This is a genomic window from Variovorax sp. 770b2, assembly GCF_900115685.1.
In the GTDB taxonomy this organism is placed as follows: domain Bacteria; phylum Pseudomonadota; class Gammaproteobacteria; order Burkholderiales; family Burkholderiaceae_C; genus Variovorax.
Map to the genome: position 1 here is coordinate 1,328,158 of NZ_FOXJ01000001.1, position 15,579 is coordinate 1,343,736.

General features: G+C 66.8%; 15 protein-coding genes. 4 read left to right on the plus strand and 11 right to left on the minus strand.

The window, feature by feature from the left end:
• Positions 1 to 14: 14 nt before the first annotated feature.
• Complete coding sequence (locus BM133_RS06105) at positions 15 to 1,532, minus strand: amidohydrolase family protein (protein ID WP_093432335.1); 1,518 nt, start codon at positions 1,530 to 1,532, stop codon at positions 15 to 17.
• A gap of 276 nt (positions 1,533 to 1,808) precedes the next feature.
• On the opposite strand from BM133_RS06105, the gene BM133_RS06110 reads away from it, so the two are divergent.
• The 3 genes from BM133_RS06110 (at position 1,809) to BM133_RS06120 (ending at position 3,745) form a co-directional block, all read left to right on the plus strand.
• Entirely contained in the window at positions 1,809 to 2,612 is an 804-nt protein-coding gene (locus tag BM133_RS06110; RefSeq protein WP_093432337.1) for a MetQ/NlpA family ABC transporter substrate-binding protein, read from the plus strand.
• A gap of 115 nt (positions 2,613 to 2,727) precedes the next feature.
• Positions 2,728 to 3,048 carry a hypothetical protein gene (locus BM133_RS06115; protein ID WP_093432339.1) on the plus strand — a complete coding sequence of 107 codons (321 nt, stop codon included), beginning with the start codon at positions 2,728 to 2,730 and terminating at the stop codon, positions 3,046 to 3,048.
• Between the two features lie 133 nt (positions 3,049 to 3,181).
• Positions 3,182 to 3,745: a fasciclin domain-containing protein gene (locus BM133_RS06120; RefSeq protein WP_093432340.1), complete on the plus strand. Its 564-nt coding sequence runs from the start codon at positions 3,182 to 3,184 to the stop codon at positions 3,743 to 3,745.
• Between the two features lie 340 nt (positions 3,746 to 4,085).
• Here BM133_RS06120 and BM133_RS06125 read toward each other — a convergent pair whose 3' ends face one another.
• Positions 4,086 to 4,796, minus strand: a complete 711-nt coding sequence (locus BM133_RS06125) for a helix-turn-helix domain-containing protein (protein ID WP_093432342.1) — start codon at positions 4,794 to 4,796, stop codon at positions 4,086 to 4,088.
• Between the two features lie 63 nt (positions 4,797 to 4,859).
• Here BM133_RS06125 and BM133_RS06130 point away from each other — a divergent pair, with 63 nt between their 5' ends.
• Entirely contained in the window at positions 4,860 to 5,099 is a 240-nt protein-coding gene (locus BM133_RS06130) for a helix-turn-helix domain-containing protein (RefSeq protein ID WP_093435089.1), read from the plus strand.
• A gap of 181 nt (positions 5,100 to 5,280) precedes the next feature.
• Here BM133_RS06130 and BM133_RS06135 read toward each other — a convergent pair whose 3' ends face one another.
• The 9 genes from BM133_RS06135 to argA all read right to left on the minus strand — a co-directional run bounded on the left by BM133_RS06135 (position 5,281) and on the right by argA (position 15,548).
• Positions 5,281 to 5,790 carry a hypothetical protein gene (locus BM133_RS06135; RefSeq protein ID WP_093432343.1) on the minus strand — a complete coding sequence of 170 codons (510 nt, stop codon included), beginning with the start codon at positions 5,788 to 5,790 and terminating at the stop codon, positions 5,281 to 5,283.
• A gap of 39 nt (positions 5,791 to 5,829) precedes the next feature.
• Positions 5,830 to 7,800 carry an ABC-F family ATP-binding cassette domain-containing protein gene (locus tag BM133_RS06140; RefSeq protein WP_093432345.1) on the minus strand — a complete coding sequence of 657 codons (1,971 nt, stop codon included), beginning with the start codon at positions 7,798 to 7,800 and terminating at the stop codon, positions 5,830 to 5,832.
• Positions 7,801 to 7,979: 179 nt separating this feature from the next.
• Positions 7,980 to 8,858, minus strand: a complete 879-nt coding sequence (gene prmB / locus BM133_RS06145; protein ID WP_093432346.1) for a 50S ribosomal protein L3 N(5)-glutamine methyltransferase — start codon at positions 8,856 to 8,858, stop codon at positions 7,980 to 7,982.
• A gap of 61 nt (positions 8,859 to 8,919) precedes the next feature.
• Positions 8,920 to 10,095, minus strand: coding sequence for a succinyl-diaminopimelate desuccinylase (dapE, locus tag BM133_RS06150; protein ID WP_093432348.1), 1,176 nt, complete (start codon positions 10,093 to 10,095; stop codon positions 8,920 to 8,922).
• Between the two features lie 18 nt (positions 10,096 to 10,113).
• Positions 10,114 to 11,262, minus strand: coding sequence for a PilT/PilU family type 4a pilus ATPase (locus BM133_RS06155; protein ID WP_093432349.1), 1,149 nt, complete (start codon positions 11,260 to 11,262; stop codon positions 10,114 to 10,116).
• A gap of 51 nt (positions 11,263 to 11,313) precedes the next feature.
• Complete coding sequence (gene dapD, locus BM133_RS06160; RefSeq protein WP_093432351.1) at positions 11,314 to 12,147, minus strand: 2,3,4,5-tetrahydropyridine-2,6-dicarboxylate N-succinyltransferase; 834 nt, start codon at positions 12,145 to 12,147, stop codon at positions 11,314 to 11,316.
• 60 nt (positions 12,148 to 12,207) lie between these two features.
• Complete coding sequence (gene dapC / locus BM133_RS06165) at positions 12,208 to 13,419, minus strand: succinyldiaminopimelate transaminase (protein ID WP_093432352.1); 1,212 nt, start codon at positions 13,417 to 13,419, stop codon at positions 12,208 to 12,210.
• Between the two features lie 118 nt (positions 13,420 to 13,537).
• The gene (locus tag BM133_RS06170) at positions 13,538 to 14,176 is read right to left on the minus strand and encodes a LysE family translocator (RefSeq protein WP_093432354.1); all 639 of its coding nucleotides are present in this window, start codon (positions 14,174 to 14,176) and stop codon (positions 13,538 to 13,540) included.
• Positions 14,177 to 14,201: 25 nt separating this feature from the next.
• The gene (gene argA, locus BM133_RS06175) at positions 14,202 to 15,548 is read right to left on the minus strand and encodes an amino-acid N-acetyltransferase (RefSeq protein ID WP_093432355.1); all 1,347 of its coding nucleotides are present in this window, start codon (positions 15,546 to 15,548) and stop codon (positions 14,202 to 14,204) included.
• Positions 15,549 to 15,579: the final 31 nt, after the last annotated feature.

The following is a 15,579-nucleotide window of genomic DNA, read 5'->3' on the forward strand; positions in this document are numbered from 1 at the left end:
GAAGACAGCCCCTTTCACTTCGCGCCTTTCAGGCCCAGCTTGCGGCCGACTTCGGTGCCTTCGAAGAAGCGCGGATTGGCCTCGGTGTAGAAGCGATGCGGGTTCTCGAAGACGAAGGCCTTGAAGTCCGCGGCGGAGATCACGCCCTGTTCCACGAGGTCCCAGGTTTCGGCCAGCGGCTCGGTGAATTCGGGCACGTCCCAATGGCCCACGTCGGACGACCAGATCGCATTGATCTTCGTGCCCAGCGGGTTCACCTTGGTGTTGAAGGCGGCCGCCACGGTGCGGTCGTCGGCCTCGGAGCCGAAGTAGAAGTTGTCGACCCAGCGGTCGCGGATGTCCTCGACCTTCTCGATGCCGGCGAGCGCGAAGTCGTCGATCTCCGAGTCGTTGGGCTCGCGGCTGTGCGGGAGCGCCGAGATGCCCAGGCTGTCGCGCAGCAGCTTCGACTTGTCGATGGTGCAGCCCTTCAGCAGGTCGCCGCCGTAGCGCTCGAACAGCGAGGCGAGCAGTTCGATGTCGGCCTCGGCCGGGTCGTAGTTGCGCACCGCGTTCTTGTTGCGCTTTTCCCAGCGGTCCACCAGGTGCGTGTAGACGTGCGAACCCCAGTCCGCGCCGCCTTCGAGCAGGCCCACGCGCAGGCCGGGAAAGCGCCGCGTCACGCCGCCGAAGAACAGCGCCTTGGCAAAGGCCTGCGAACCGTCGGCGAAGTGGCCCACGTGGTTGTTCATGTAGTTGCTGATCGACTGCCGGCCGGTCCAGCCCTGGCTGCCGTAGTGCGTGGTAACCGGCACACCCAGCTCGACCACCTTGGCCCAGAACGGGTCGTAGTCGTGCTCGCTGTCGATGCCGTAGAAGTCGATGTAGCCCGCCTGCTTGGCGATCTCGGGGTGCTCGGCGGCCGGGTACTTCTCGGCGATGGCGCGGATCGGACGGCGCACACCGCCGGCGATGTTGATGACCTTCAGCCCCAGCGTCTTGACCGCGAACTCCAGCTCCTCGATGCCTTCCTTGGGCGTGTGCAGCGGGATGCCTGCCACCGGCGTCAGGCGGTCGGCATAGGGGCGGTACTGGTCGGCGTGGAAGTGGTTGATGGCGCGGTGCAGCGGCTGGCGGTATTCGCTGCCGGCCGCGGCGGGCGAGAGCACGTCGTTGGGGAACAGGATCGAGTAGTCCGAGCCTTGCTCGCCCAGGCGTTCGTGCAGCAGCGCGGGCAGCGTGTAGGTGGCCAGGTCGTAGGTGTTGCGCGTCACGCGGGCCCACCAGGGCGCGCGCAGCGTGCGATGGAACTGGCGCTCCTCGGGGGTCTGCTGGTACCAGTCCTTGCCGGCATTGCTGCGCGTGACGAAGCGCCCGCCCAGCGCCTTGCGCAGCGCATCGACGAGCTTGTTGCCGCCGTATTGCGCCACGTAGTCCTCGAGCACGGGCGCGTAGTCGTTGACGTGGACATCCGTGTCGATCACGGGATGGTCGAGGCCGGCCTTCACGGCGGCGGAGCGCGATGCGTGCACGCGGTTCAAACGATCGTTCATCTGCGAATTCCTCGGTGGGGAAAGGAGCGGAAAAGGAACGGCGCAGGCTACGCGCGGCCTGTGCGCTCGCCAAAGAAGGCTTTCGGGATTGCTTAGCCGCTGCATGCATATAGGCGATCCGAAGAACGCCCCATGCAAAAAACAGATATCGAAGCGCCCATCCGTTGTTTGGGTCCGCGGGGCGCGCGACTAACCTGCGACGCCCATGCCTTCTTCGCTGCGGAGCGGGCGGGTGAACAGAACTTTTCAATCGATCTCTTGAGGGAACCCAGAACCATGTCGCTTTCAATCCGACGCGCACTTTCCGTGGTGGCGCTTGCCGCTGCCGGCCTCGCCGCCACCGCGCACGCGCAAGAAGTGCTGCGCGTGGCCGCCTCGCCGGTGCCGCACGCCGAGATCCTCGAATTCATCCGGCCGCAGTTGAAGGCGCAGGGCGTGGACCTGCAGGTCAAGGTGTTCAACGACTACGTGCAGCCGAACCTGGCCGTGAGCGACAAGCAGCTGGACGCGAACTTCTTCCAGAACCGCCCGTACCTGGAGTCCTTCAACAAGGACCGCAAGACCGACATCGTGGAAGTGCCGGGCAGCGACGTGCACATCGAGCCCTTCGGCGCGTACTCGCAGAAGATCAGGAAGGCTTCCGAGCTGCGCGAGGGTGCGGTCGTCGCGATCCCGAGCGATCCGTCGAACTCGGGCCGCGCACTGGCGCTGCTGGCGCGCGAAGGGCTCATCACGCTCAAGGACCCGAGCAACATCAAGTCGACCGCGCGCGACATCGTCGCCAACCCGAAGAAGCTGGTGATCCGCGAGCTCGAATCGGCACAGCTGCCGCGCGCGCTGCCCGATGTGGACCTGGCGCTCATCAACACCAACTATGCGCTCGAAGCCAAGCTGGACCCGAGCAAGGATGCGCTCTTCATCGAGGACGGCCGCAAGTCCCCCTACGCCAACTTCATCGCCTCGCGCAAGGACAACGCGGCATCGCCGGCCGTCGCCAAGCTGGTGGCGGCGCTGCACACGGCGCAGGTGCGTAGGTTCATCCAGGACAAGTACAAGGGCGCGGTGATCCCGGCCTTCTGATGCCGCAGCGCGTGCGCCTTCGGCCTACGCGAATGTCCGCCGCTCGCTGAGCGGGGCCGAGGGGTTCGCGGGCGAGGCTTGGTCGCAAGATCAACCGACGAGGAAAGGCTTTCCCATGCGCGCCAACGACACCCGGCTTTCGGGCCCGATTGCAGAAGAACTGACGCCGCTGGAAATTTCCCAGGGCATTCTCGAAGGAGAAGAAAACCCGAGCGCCCTGCGTGCGGTCACGCCGCTGGAGCGCGCGGCGTCCGGTGAGGGGCAGGGCAATGAACGGCCGCGCTCGCGCATCGGGCGTTTCCTCTTGAACCCCGTGGTGCTGGGCGGCGCGGCCGCGACGGGCGTCGGGCTGATCCTGGCGCTGGCGTATGCGAAGAAGACGCCGCGTTCCGAACTGCGTGCGCACTGGCGGACGTTGGGCTCGTTCCGGTTCTGACCTTTGCTTCGGCGCGATCGGGCGCCGTTTTCTTTTTTCGTCGATGAACGAATCTGCTGTGCGCAGTGCGCCGTATTGAAGGCAGCCGTCGCGCATTTCGCGGCGTGCCCCGTCACACAACAGGAGCACCTTCATGCACAGCAAGAAATTTCATCGCCTCGCGGCCGTCACGCTCGCCGTCGCGCTTTCAGCCGGTGCCTATTCGGCCATGGCGGCCAGCGTCATGGTCGGCGGCGCGCCGATGCTACCCACCAAGGACATCATCGACAACGCGGTCAACTCCAAGGACCACACCACGCTGGTGGCAGCCGTGAAAGCAGCGGGCCTCGTCGACACGCTCAAGGGCCCGGGTCCGTTCACCGTGTTCGCACCAACCAACGCGGCCTTCGCGAAGCTGCCGGCCGGCACGGTCGATACGCTGCTCAAGCCCGAGAGCAAGGATGCGCTGACCGGCGTGCTGACCTACCACGTGGTGTCGGGCAAGCTCGATGCGGCCGAGCTGAAGAAGGAGATCAAGGCCGGCAAGGGCTCCGCCGAACTGAAGACCGTGGCCGGCGGCACGCTGATTGCCAAGAGCAAGGGCGGCAAGATCACGCTCACCGACGAGAAGGGCGGCACCGCCACCGTCACGATCCCGAATGTCTACCAGTCGAACGGCGTGATCCACGTGGTGGACAAGGTGCTGCTGCCCAAGTAACTCCCCAGTCTCACCAGGCCCCCTGTCTTCTTCCAGCGAACACCGCGGAACTGGCTTTGCCAGGCCGCAGGTGTTGCCCCCGGTAGGGGGAAGGCGAAGCGACACGAAGTGCGCGCAGCCTGGGGGCGAGCAACAGCCCTAAAAAAACAGCCCGCACGAGGCGGGCTGGAAGGTGACCTGCTGGAGGAGGGAGGATCAGAGAGGATGCAGGCCACGGGAGAGACCTGACTATGCGCGGCCAAGCTGTACACAACCTGACCTTGCCTCGCTTCCTGCACCTTCGTGTGTCACGGAAATAGAGTGGGCCAGGCCCCACGTGCCGCCCCTGCGGCTGCCCTGATCAGTCCTCGTCTTCCCACTTGCCGATGACGGTGCCGAGCACCACGAAGGCGGTGCGGATCGGCTCGTGCTTCGGGTTCAGCGGCAGCAGCCAGCGGGGGCCGTCCTGCTCCTTGAATTCCTTGAACGTGAGCTTGTTGCTCTCGGTGAGCAGGGCGATGACGCGCTCGCCTTCGTCGGGGGTCTTGAGGTTGGTGTCGACGAAGATGATCGAGCCTTCGGGATAGCTCTTCAACTCGCCGCTCGCCGCGGCCATGCTGTCGCCCTCCACCCGCAGCGCATAGGTTTTTTCAGGGGCGTGGTGGGCGATGCAGGGAATCCAGCGATCGGCGCTTTGCTTGCCCGCGCTTTCCCAGCTGGCGGCCTGCGACCAGGAAATGAGCGGCACGGTGTCGGGCGTGCCGGGCGCGAAGCAGGGCAGCTCCGGCGGCACGCGCACGACCCGGTAGATGGCCGCCGGCTCGTTGGCATAGTGCTGGGCCTTGCGGATCTGGATCGGGTCCCAGGGCGCCGGGCCGTCGCCGGTGTCGAGCCAATTCGGGTCGGCGCGGTAGATGCGCGCCAGCGCCAGCAGGCTCATCGTGCGGGTGGTGTCCCCGCGCTCGATCTTCGAAATGCTCCCTTGTTTCACGCCGGATGCGGCCTCGGCTTGTTTCTGGGTCAGGTTGGCGTAGAGGCGCGCCGCCTTCGCGCGTTGAGCTATGGTTTCCATACCGATATTTAAGCCGGGATGAATATTATAGTTAGACTGAAAATTATAAAAATGGGAGTTTTTATGAAGCCACGCGAGTTGGTGCTGGCGTTGAGGGCCATGGGCCTCACGCAAAAGCAGATCCAGGAACGTACCGGAATTCCGCAACCCACTGTCAGCAAGATCGGCCTCGGCCGGGTGCGCGACGTCATGTCGCGGCACTATGTCGCGTTGTTGACGGCCTACGAGCAGCAGATCAAGGCCGAAGCGGCCGGGCCGGCGCCGTTGCCGGCTGCCTTCCATTGGCCCCGCGTCCATGACTGAGCGGTGCGCCGTCCCGTTCCGTCGGGCCTCTGGCTCGACCGCGCACTGTGCGCGCTGCTGGTGCTGCTGTCCTTCGCAGCGCTGCTCTGCGGGGTCTTGACGGGCGATCCGTCCCTCGTCGGCATGGCGGTGTTCGGCCTCACCGGGGCCGCCTGGGTCGCGTGCGTGCTGTTCGACGGCGCTACGCGCCGACGGGAACGTGCCGTTCGGGAGGCTCTAGACCGAGTGTGGCGCTGACGCGCACGCAGTCCTTGATGTGCTGCTCGCCGAGCGCGCGCAGGGCCGCGTAGCCGAGCGCGGCGGAGACGATCTGCCCCGCGATCGGCACGTACTTGGTGGCCTGCTTGGCCGTCAGGCGCACGCCGGCGTGCTTGGCCAGCCTGATCAGCAGGTCGCGTGTCACGAGCCTGCCGACCAGCAGCGCGCCCACGGTCGTGGCGGCTTTCTGGATGCGCTCGCGTTGGTGCGGCGCGAGCTTCTCGACCTGGGTGACCGAGAGCCCGAATTCGGCGCTGATCTGCGGCACCAGCCGCGAGAGCAGCGCCGCATCGGCCGCCCAGTCGATGCCGGGCAGCGGGATCGCGCTGGCCGCAGCCGCCATCAGGGCCTTGCGGCCGATCAGGCGCCGGCTGCGGTGGATGGCCGCGATGAGTTTCTCGTCACCATGGGCCAGTTCGATCGCGGACGGCATGCGGCGTATCTCCTTGGGGGACCGGTGAGACCGGTGGGGTCAGGCGGCCAGGGCCTCCAGCTGGTCCGAGAGGGCCAGCCAGCGCTCCTCGAGCTTGGCGATTTCATCGTTCAGGGCCTTCAGGCGCTTGCCCGCGTCGGCGATCGCGGCCGGTGTGAGCGGTTCGGCGAGGCGGGCCTCCAGCGTCGTGCGTTCGGCGTTGGCCGAGGCCAGGCGTTCATCGATCTGGGCGATTTCGCGCTTGATCGGCTTGGCCTGGTCGCTGCGTTGCTGGCGGTCCTGGGCGTTGGGCTTGGCAGGTGCTGCAGCCGCCGCTGCGGCCACCACGGCGCTCTCGGCCTCGCGCACCGCGATCTTGGCCTCTTCGCGCAGGCGCTTGGCCTCGTCCAGCAGGTAGCGCTGGTAGTCGTCCAGGTCGCCATCGAAGTCGGTGACGACGCCGCGGCCCACGAGCCAGAACTCGTCGCACACCGAGCGCAGCAGCGCACGGTCGTGGCTCACCAGCATCAGCGTGCCTTCGAACTCGTTGAGCGCCACGGCCAGGGCCTCGCGGGTGGCCAGGTCCAGGTGGTTGGTGGGCTCGTCCAGCAGCAGGAGGTTGGGGCGTTGCCAGACCATCATCGCGAGCACGAGGCGGGCCTTTTCGCCGCCGCTCATGGTGCCTACGGGCTGCTTGACCATGTCGCCGCTGAAGTTGAAGCTGCCCAGGAACCCGCGCAGCGCCTGCTCGCCGGTGCTTTCCTTGACGGCGCTGCCCAGTTCGCGGGCCATGCGCACCATGTGCTCCAGCGGGTTGTCCTGCGGGCGCAGCACGTCCAGTTCCTGCTGCGCGAAGTAGCCGATGTTCAGGCCCTTGCCCTCGGTGACTTCGCCGGCCAGCGCGCCCATTTCGCGCGCGATGGTCTTCACCAGCGTCGACTTGCCCTGGCCGTTGGCGCCCAGGATGCCGATGCGCTGGCCCGCCAGCACCGAGCGGCTCACGCCACGCAGGATGGTCTTGGGCGCTTCGTCCTCGATCTCGTAGCCGAAGCTCGCGTTGCTGATCGAGAGCATCGGGTTAGGAATGTTGCCCGGCTCCTTGAACTCGAAGGTGAAGTCGGCTTCGGCCAGCAGCGGCGCGACCTTTTCCATGCGCTCGAGCGCCTTCACGCGGCTTTGCGCCTGCTTGGCCTTGCTGGCCTTGGCCTTGAAGCGGTCGATGAACTTCTGCAGATGGGCGATCTTGTCCTGCTGCTTGCTGAAGGCCGTCTGCTGCAGCGCCATCTGCTCGGCGCGCAGCGTTTCGAAGGCGCTGTAGTTGCCGCCGTAGCGCGTGAGCTGGGCGTTGGCGATGTGCAGGGTGACATCGGTCACGGCGTCCAAGAACTCGCGGTCGTGGCTGATGACGATCATGGTGCCGGCGTATTTCTGCAGCCAGGCTTCGAGCCAGACGAGCGCGTCCAGGTCCAGGTGATTGGTGGGTTCGTCGAGCAGGAGCAGGTCGCTCGGGCACATCAGCGCGCGGGCCAGTTGCAGGCGCATGCGCCAGCCGCCCGAGAAGCTGTTGACGGCACCGTCCAGCTCGTGCGACTTGAAGCCCAGGCCGAGGATCAGCGCCTGCGCGCGCGGCACGGCGTCGTGCTCGCCGGCATCGGCCAGGTCGGTGTAGGCGTGGGCCAGTTCCATGCCGATGTCGGCGTCGTCGGGGTTGGCTTCGTAGGCGGCCTCGATGGCGGCCAGCGTGGCGCGCAGTTCGGTGAGGCGGGTGTCGCCGCCGACGACGAATTCAGTGGCCGATTCGTCGGTCTCGGGCATGTCCTGCGCCACCTGGGCCATGCGCCACTGCTTGGGCACGTAGAAGTCGCCGCCGTCTTCGTGCAGCGAACCGTTGAACAGCGCGAACAGCGACGACTTGCCGGCGCCGTTGCGCCCCACCAGGCCGACCTTTTCGCCGGGGTTGAGATTGACGGTGGCGCCGTCGAGGAGTTTCTTGGCGCTGCGGCGAAGAATGACGTTTTTGAGAGTAATCATGAAATAGGAACCGTAGGGGCGATTATCCCGTCCGGCCCCGACGGTCTGGCGCGAGGGGGCAAAAGAGGGGCATCACCCGGTCAAGGGGACCGCAGCCAGGGCTGCGAAAAAGCGGCGGAGCGCGGCGAAAAGGGGCTTGGGCGGGCGCAGCTAACGCGCGCCGGCGCCGGCAAGCTGCGTCATGGCGGGGAGAGCGACGCGAGCGCCGCCCGGGTCACGAGCAGGACCTGGTCCTCGCCCGCCGAGGTTTCGAGCCACACCACCTCCAGCTGCGGGAATGCCGCCTCGAAGTAGTCGCGCTCGTTGCCGATTTCCAGCACCAGCACGGCCTCTTCGCGCATGCGGGAAGGCGCGTCGGCGAACAGCTTTCGGATGAAGTCCATGCCATCGGCGCCACCGGCCAGCGCCAGCTCGGGCTCGGCCCGGTATTCGGCGGGCAGGGCGGCCATGCTGGCGCTGTTCACGTAGGGCGGATTGCACAGCACCAGGTCGTAGGGGCCGGGCAGATTGGCCATGCCATCGGACTCGACCAGCTTCACACGCGCATCGAGTTCGTGCCGGGTGACATTGATTGCCGCGACTTCGAGCGCCTCGACGGACAGGTCGGCCGCATCCACCGTCACGTCCGGGTAGGTCATGGCCGCCAGCACGGCCAGGCTGCCGTTGCCGGTGCACAGGTCGAGCACGCGCTCGGTGTGCGTGCCGAGCCAGTAGTCGATGCTGCCGTCGGCGATCAGTTCGGCGACGAAGCTGCGCGGCACGATGGCGCGCTCGTCCACGTAGAAGGGCACGCCCTGCAGCCAGGCTTCCTTGGTGAGGTAGGCGGCAGGCTTGCGCGAGGCGATGCGTTCATCGAGCAGCGCGGCGACCTTGCCGGCATCGGCCGGCGAGACGGCGGTGTCGGCCACCGCGTCGATGTCGTCCAGCGGCAGCTTCAGGCGCCACAGCACCAGCCACGCGGCTTCGTCGAAGGCATTGGCCGTGCCGTGCCCGAAGGCGACACCGGCTTCTTCCAGCCGCTTCGCGCCGGCCTCGATGAGTTGGATGACCGTGCTCACAGGATGACCTCCGCGCTTCGCGCTGCGGTGCGAGCTTGCTTGGGGCGGCCCGGCGCTGCGCTCATCGCGCGAGCGAGGCTTCGAGCCTGTCGAGCGTGCGCCGGTAGATGTTCTTCAGCGTCTCGATCTCGGCCACGTCGATGTGCTCGTCGATCTTGTGGATGCTGGCGTTGACCGGGCCGAGCTCGACCACCTGCTTGCAGATCTTGGCGATGAAGCGCGCATCGCTCGTGCCGCCGCTGGTCGAGAGTTCGGTCGCGATGCCGGTTTCGTCGGCGATGGCCGCCTGCACCGAGGCGACGAGCTCGCCGGGCGTGGTCAGGAAGGGCAGGCCGCCGACGGTCCACGCGAGCGTGTAGTCCACGCCATGCGCATCGAGCACCGCATGCACGCGCTGCTGCAGCGATTCGGGCGTCGATTCGGTCGAGAAGCGGAAGTTGAAATCGATCACCGCATTGCCCGGGATCACGTTGCTCGCGCCCGTGCCCGAATGGAAATTGCTGATCTGCCAGCTGGTCGGCTGGAAATAGCCGTTGCCCGCATCCCAGCCGCCGGCCGCGTTGAGAGCCACCAGTTCGGCCAGCGCCGGCGCCACCGAATGCACCGGGTTCTTCGCCAGGTGCGGGTAGGCGATGTGCCCCTGCACGCCCTTGACCGTGAGCTTGCCGCTCATGGTGCCGCGACGGCCGTTCTTGATCATGTCGCCGCAGCGTTCCACGGCCGTGGGCTCGCCGACGATGCAGTAGTCGATGACCTCGCCGCGCGCGGCCAGCGTGTTGCAGACGATGACGGTGCCGTCCACGCCCGGGCCTTCTTCATCGCTCGTGAGCAGCAGGGCCAGCGTGAGCTTCGGGTCGGGCGTGCTCTGCAGAAATTCCTCGATGGACACCACGAACGCCGCCACCGAGGTCTTCATGTCGCACGCGCCGCGGCCGTACAGCTTGCCGTCGCGGTGCGTGGGCGTGAATGGGTGGCTGGTCCATTGCTCGACCGGGCCGGTGGGCACCACGTCGGTGTGGCCGGCAAACACCAGCGTCTTGCTGCCGGTGGCGTTTGCCGGGCGGCGCACCGCCCACAGGTTGGTCACCCGGAAATCGGCCGGCCCGCTCTCGATGGTTTCGAGCGCGAAGCCCAGTTGCGCCAGCCGTTCGCCCAGGATCTGTTGGCAGCCCGCGTCGTCAGGGGTGACCGAGGGGCGCGAGATGAGTTGTTCGGCGAGCTGGAGCGTGCGGGACATCGGGGAAAAGGGGTTCGTTCAGAACTTCACGTCGAGCGTGATGTCGGTGAAGGTGGGTTCGTCGACTTGGTCGGTGAGATTGCGGTCGTCGATCTGCTGCTTGGGCGCAGCGCGGTTCTGCAGGCGCCACAGCAGGTTGGTGGGCGAGTCGGAGTGGGCCAGGCCCTCTTCGCGCGTCACGCGCTCCTCGGTGATGAGGCGGGCGATGTCTTCCTCGAAGGTCTGCGAGCCTTCGGCCATCGACTGCTGCATGGCCTCCTTGACGGCGGAGAAGTCGCCTTTTTCGATCAGGTCGGCCACGAGCGCGGTGTTCAGCATGACTTCCAGCGCCGGCACGCGCGCGCCGGCCGGCGTGCGCAACAGGCGCTGCGACACGATGGCGCGCAGCGCGCCGCCCAGGTCGCCCAGCAGCGTGGAGCGCACTTCCACCGGAAAGAAGCTCAGGATGCGGTTCAGCGCGCGGTAGCTGTTGTTGGCGTGCAGCGTGGCCACGCACAGGTGCCCCGACTGCGCGTAGGCGATGGCGGCCGTCATGGTCTCGCGGTCGCGGATTTCGCCGATCTGGATCACGTCGGGCGCCTGGCGCAGCGCGTTCTTGAGCGCGATGTGCAGCGAGGTGGTGTCGCTGCCCACGTCGCGCTGGTTCACCAGCGATTTCTTGTTGGTGTAGGTGAACTCGATCGGCTCTTCCACCGTGAGGATGTGGCCGCTGGCGTTCTCGTTGCGGTAGTCCAGCATCGAGGCCAGGGTGGTGGTCTTGCCCGCGCCGGTCGCGCCGACCATCAGGATCAGCCCGCGCTTGTCCATGATCAGCGTCTTCAGGATGTCGGGCAGGTTCAGGTCGGCAAAGCTCGGGATGACCGAGGCGATGTGCCGCACCACCACCGCATAGGTGCCGCGCTGGCGCATGGCGCTGATGCGGTAGTTGCCGGCGCCTTCCAGGGCGACGGCCATGTTCAGTTCGCCCGTGTTCTCCAGCTCCTGGATGCGGGCCTCGGGCACCACCTCGGACAAGAGCGCGAGCGGCGCCGTCGCGGGCAGGACCTGCGCATTGATCGGCACGCAGATGCCGTTGATGCGGATCATCACCGGGGAGTGAGCCGAGAGGTAGATGTCGGAGGCCTTGCGCTCGGCCATCAAACGAAGAATTCGCTCCATCATGTTCATCGGTCTCTCTCCTCGGGTCTGTTGTTTTCTAACGGGACAAAAGCAGGGGGATCAGTCGCGCAGCAGGTCGTTCAGGCTGGTCTTGGAGCGCGTTTGCGCATCGACCGTCTTCACGATGATGGCGGCGTAGGTGCTGTAGTCCTGGCCCGACTTGGTCTTCTTGGGCAGGTTGCCGCTGATGACGACGCTGCCCGAGGGCACGCGGCCGAAGGAGGTCTCGCCGGTGTCGCGGTTGAAGATCGGGGTGCTCTGGCCGATGTACACGCCCATGCCGAGCACCGAGTTTTCTTCGATCACCACGCCTTCGACCACTTCGGAGCGCGCGCCGATGAAGCAGTTGTCCTCGATGATGGTCGGGCCGGCCTGCAGCGGCTCCAGCACGCCGCCGATGCCCACGCCGCCCGACAGGTGCACGTTGGCGCCGATCTGCGCGCACGAACCCACCGTGGCCCAGGTGTCGACCATGGTGCCTTCGCCCACGTAGGCGCCGATGTTCACGTAGGAGGGCATCAGGATCGCGCCCTTGGCGATGAAGCTGCCGCGGCGGGCCACGGCCGGCGGCACGATGCGCACGCCCGATTCCTTCAGTTCGCCGGCCGACAGGTGCGAGAACTTGGTGGGCACCTTGTCGTAGAAGCCGAGCGAGCCGGCCTGCATCTGTTCGTTGTCCTTCAGGCGGAACGACAGCAGCACGGCCTTCTTGATCCACTGGTGCACCGTCCACTTGCCGACGCTTTCGCGGGTGGCCACGCGCAGCTTGCCGTTGTTGAGCTCGGTGATCACGTGCTCCACGGCGTCGCGCACTTCGGCGGAGGCGGCGGAAGACGAGATGTTGGCGCGGTCTTCCCACGCGGCGTCGATGATTTGTTGCAGTTGCTGGGTCATGGAGAGGGTCTCGGGTGAAAAATCGGGGCCAGGAGCCTTGGGAAGCGGTGCCTCGGCGCGTCAGCGCCGGCCGTCTTGCACGAAGCGGACGATGCGTTTGGCGGCTTCCACGCACTCGGCCGTTTCGGCCACCAGGGCCATTCGGATGCGGCCCCGGCCGGGGTTGGCGCTGTGGGCCGTGTTTCGCGCCAGATAGCTCCCCGGCAGAACCGTGACATTGTATTGAGCGTAGAGCGCGCGGGCGAAGGCTTCGTCGTCGCCAGCCCACACTTCGGGCACGCCGGCCCAGAGGTAGAAACTGGCGTCGGGCAGGCGCACGTCGAGCACGGGTTCGAGCAGCGGCGTGACGGCGGCGAACTTGGCGCGGTACTTGGCGCGGTTCTCCACCACGTGCGCTTCGTCGCCCCAGGCCGCGATGCTGGCGGCCGCCACGGTGCCGCTCATGGCGCTGCCGTGGTAGGTGCGGTAGAGCAGAAACTTCTTGATGATCGCCGCGTCGCCCGCCACGAAGCCGCTGCGCAGGCCCGGCACGTTGCTGCGCTTGGACAGCGAGGTGAGGGCGATCAGGTTCCTGAAATCGGGCCGGCCCAGCTTCACCGAGGCTTCGAGGCCGCTCAACGGGGGCTCGTCGCGGAAGTAGATCTCGCTGTAGCACTCGTCGGCCGCGATCACGAAGCCGTGGCGGTCCGACAGGGCGAAGAGCTTCTGCCATTCGTCGAGCGCCATCACCGCGCCGGTCGGGTTGCCCGGCGAGCAGACGAACACCAGCTGCGTGCGGGCCCAGATGTCGTCGGGCACGCTGTCCCAGTCGACCGCGAAATTGCGCGACGGCACGCTGGGCACGTAGTACGGCTCGGCGCCCGAGAGGAGGGCCGCGCCCTCGTAGATTTGATAGAACGGATTGGGCGAGAGCACCACCGGCTGCGGCGAGACGGTGGCATCGATCACCGTTTGCGCCAGCGAGAACAGCGCCTCGCGCGAGCCGTTGACCGGCAGCACCTGCGTGGCCGGATCGAGCGCGAGGCCATAGCGGGTCTGGAGCCAGTCGGTGAAGGCGCTGCGCAGTTTCAGGTCGCCGGCGGTGGCAGGGTAGGCGGCCAGCGCGCCGAGGCTGGCGCTCAGCGCTTCCTTGATGAAAGCCGGCGTGGCGTGCTTGGGTTCGCCGATGCCGAGGCTGATGGGTGCGTATTCGGGGACGGGCGTGACGCCCGCGAACAGTTGCTTCAGCCGCTCGAAGGGGTACGGCTGCAACTTGGAAAGCAAGGGATTCATGGGCGGGATTATCGGTGACACCTGTTACCGCACTCGGCGAAACGGTGACAGGCGTCGCTGTTTGGCGGCCTGCCTGCCCCTGCCAGACCGCCCGCCAGACCGCCCGCCCGGGCGGATGTCAGGCGGCGCTGCGCCGGTAGAAGGCGAGCGAGCCCGCCAGCGCCAGCAGCATGCCGCCGCAGGCGCGGTCGATCCAGCGGGTGGCCGAGATGGTCAAAAGCCGTATCGCGCGGGCGCCGACGAAGGCGTAGGCCAGCATCACCAGCGTGTCCAGGCCCGCGAAGATGAACGCGATGATCAGGTACTGCGGCGTCTGCGCGGCCGTCGGGTCGATGAACTGCGGCAGCAGGGCCGAGCAGAAGATGTAGCCCTTGGGGTTGGTCACCGCCACGAGAAACGACTTGAAGAAGATGCGCCGGCTTTCGCCCGCCGTGACCGTCGCGGCGCCGTCCGCGGTTGGCAGCTGGAAGCCGCCCTTGGAACGCAGCATGCGCAGGCCGAGCCACGCCAGGTAGACCGCGCCGACCCACTTCAACATCGAGAACCAGAACTCCGACGCCGCCAGCAGCGCGCCGAGCCCGAGCGCCACCGCGCCGACCAGCACGAAGTCAGACAACACCGCACCGAGCATGCCCGGCAGCGCCCGGCGCACGCCGTGGCGCGACCCATTGCTCAGCGCCAGCAGCACGGTGGGACCGGGCGTGGCGATGGCCGCGAAGGCCACGATGGCGAACAACAGGGCGGTGGCGAGCGTCATCGTGGTGTCTCCGTCTGGGCGTGTTTCAGATCTTCTTGACCAGGACCATGCTCTTGCGGTCCCAGTTGTACTTGCGCTTGCGGGCCTCGGGCAGCCAGTCGGGGTTGACCTGCTGGAAGCCGCGCTTCAGGAACCAATGCATCGTGCGCGTGGTGAGCACGAAGATGCTTTCCAGGCCCATGGACTTGGCGCGGTGCTCGATGCGCTTCAGGATGCGTTCGCCGTCGCCCTGCGACTGCGACAGCGGCGACACGGTCAGCGCCGCCATCTCGGCCGTCTTCGCCTCGGGGTACGGGTAGAGCGCCGCGCAGCCGAAGATCACGCCGTCGTGCTCGATCACCGTGTAGTGGCCCACGTCGCGCTCGATCTCGGTGCGGTCGCGCTTGACCAGCGTTCCATCGCGCTCGAAGGGCTCGATGAGTTGCAGGATGCCGCCAATGTCGTCCACGGTGGCTTCGCGCAGGCTCTCGAGTTTTTCGTCGATCACCATGGTGCCGACGCCGTCGTGCACGTACACCTCCAGCAGCAGCGAGCCGTCCAGCGCGAACGGCAGGATGTGGTTGCGCTCCACGCCGCCCTTGCAGGCCTTCACGCAGTGCTGCAGGTAGAAGGCGGTGTCGGTGGGTTTCTGCGCCGGGGGGAGGGAGGCGAGCAGCTTCTCGGCGGCGTCCAGCGGCAGTTCGGTGTCGATCGGGTTGTCTTCGCTCTCGGGCAGTTCGCTGTCCATGCGGATGCCGGGAATCTCGGTCAGGAAGATCAGCTTGTCGGCCTGGATCGAGATGGCCACGCTCGTGGCGACTTCTTCCATCGTGAGGTTGAAGGCCTCGCCGGTGGGCGAAAAACCGAAGGGCGACATGAGCACCATCGCGCCGAAGTCCAGCGTGCGGCGGATGCCCGAGGCATCCACCTTGCGCACGAGGCCCGAATGCTTGAAGTCGACCCCGTCGACCACGCCCACGGGGCGCGCGGTGATGAAGTTGCCCGAGATCACCCGCACCGTCGAGCCGGCCATCGGCGTGTTCGGCAGGCCCTGGCTGAAGGCCGCTTCGATCTCGTAGCGCAACTGGCCGGCGGCTTCCTGCGCGGAGTCGAGTGCCACCTCGTCGGTGATGCGGATGCCGTGCGAGTAGCGCGCCTCGTGGCCCTTGGCCGCCAACTGCTCGTTGACCTGTGGACGGAAGCCGTGCACCAGCACGATCTTCACGCCCATGCTCTGGATCAGCGCCAGGTCTTGCGCGATGTTCTGCAGCTTGCCCGCCGCGATCGCCTCGCCCGCCAGGCCGACCACGAAAGTCTTACCGCGGTGCGTGTGGATGTAGGGCGCGACCGAGCGGAACCAGGGCACGAAGGTGAAATTGAAGACGGTGGACATGGGGCGTGATTGTGCATTCTTGGAAGGGGTT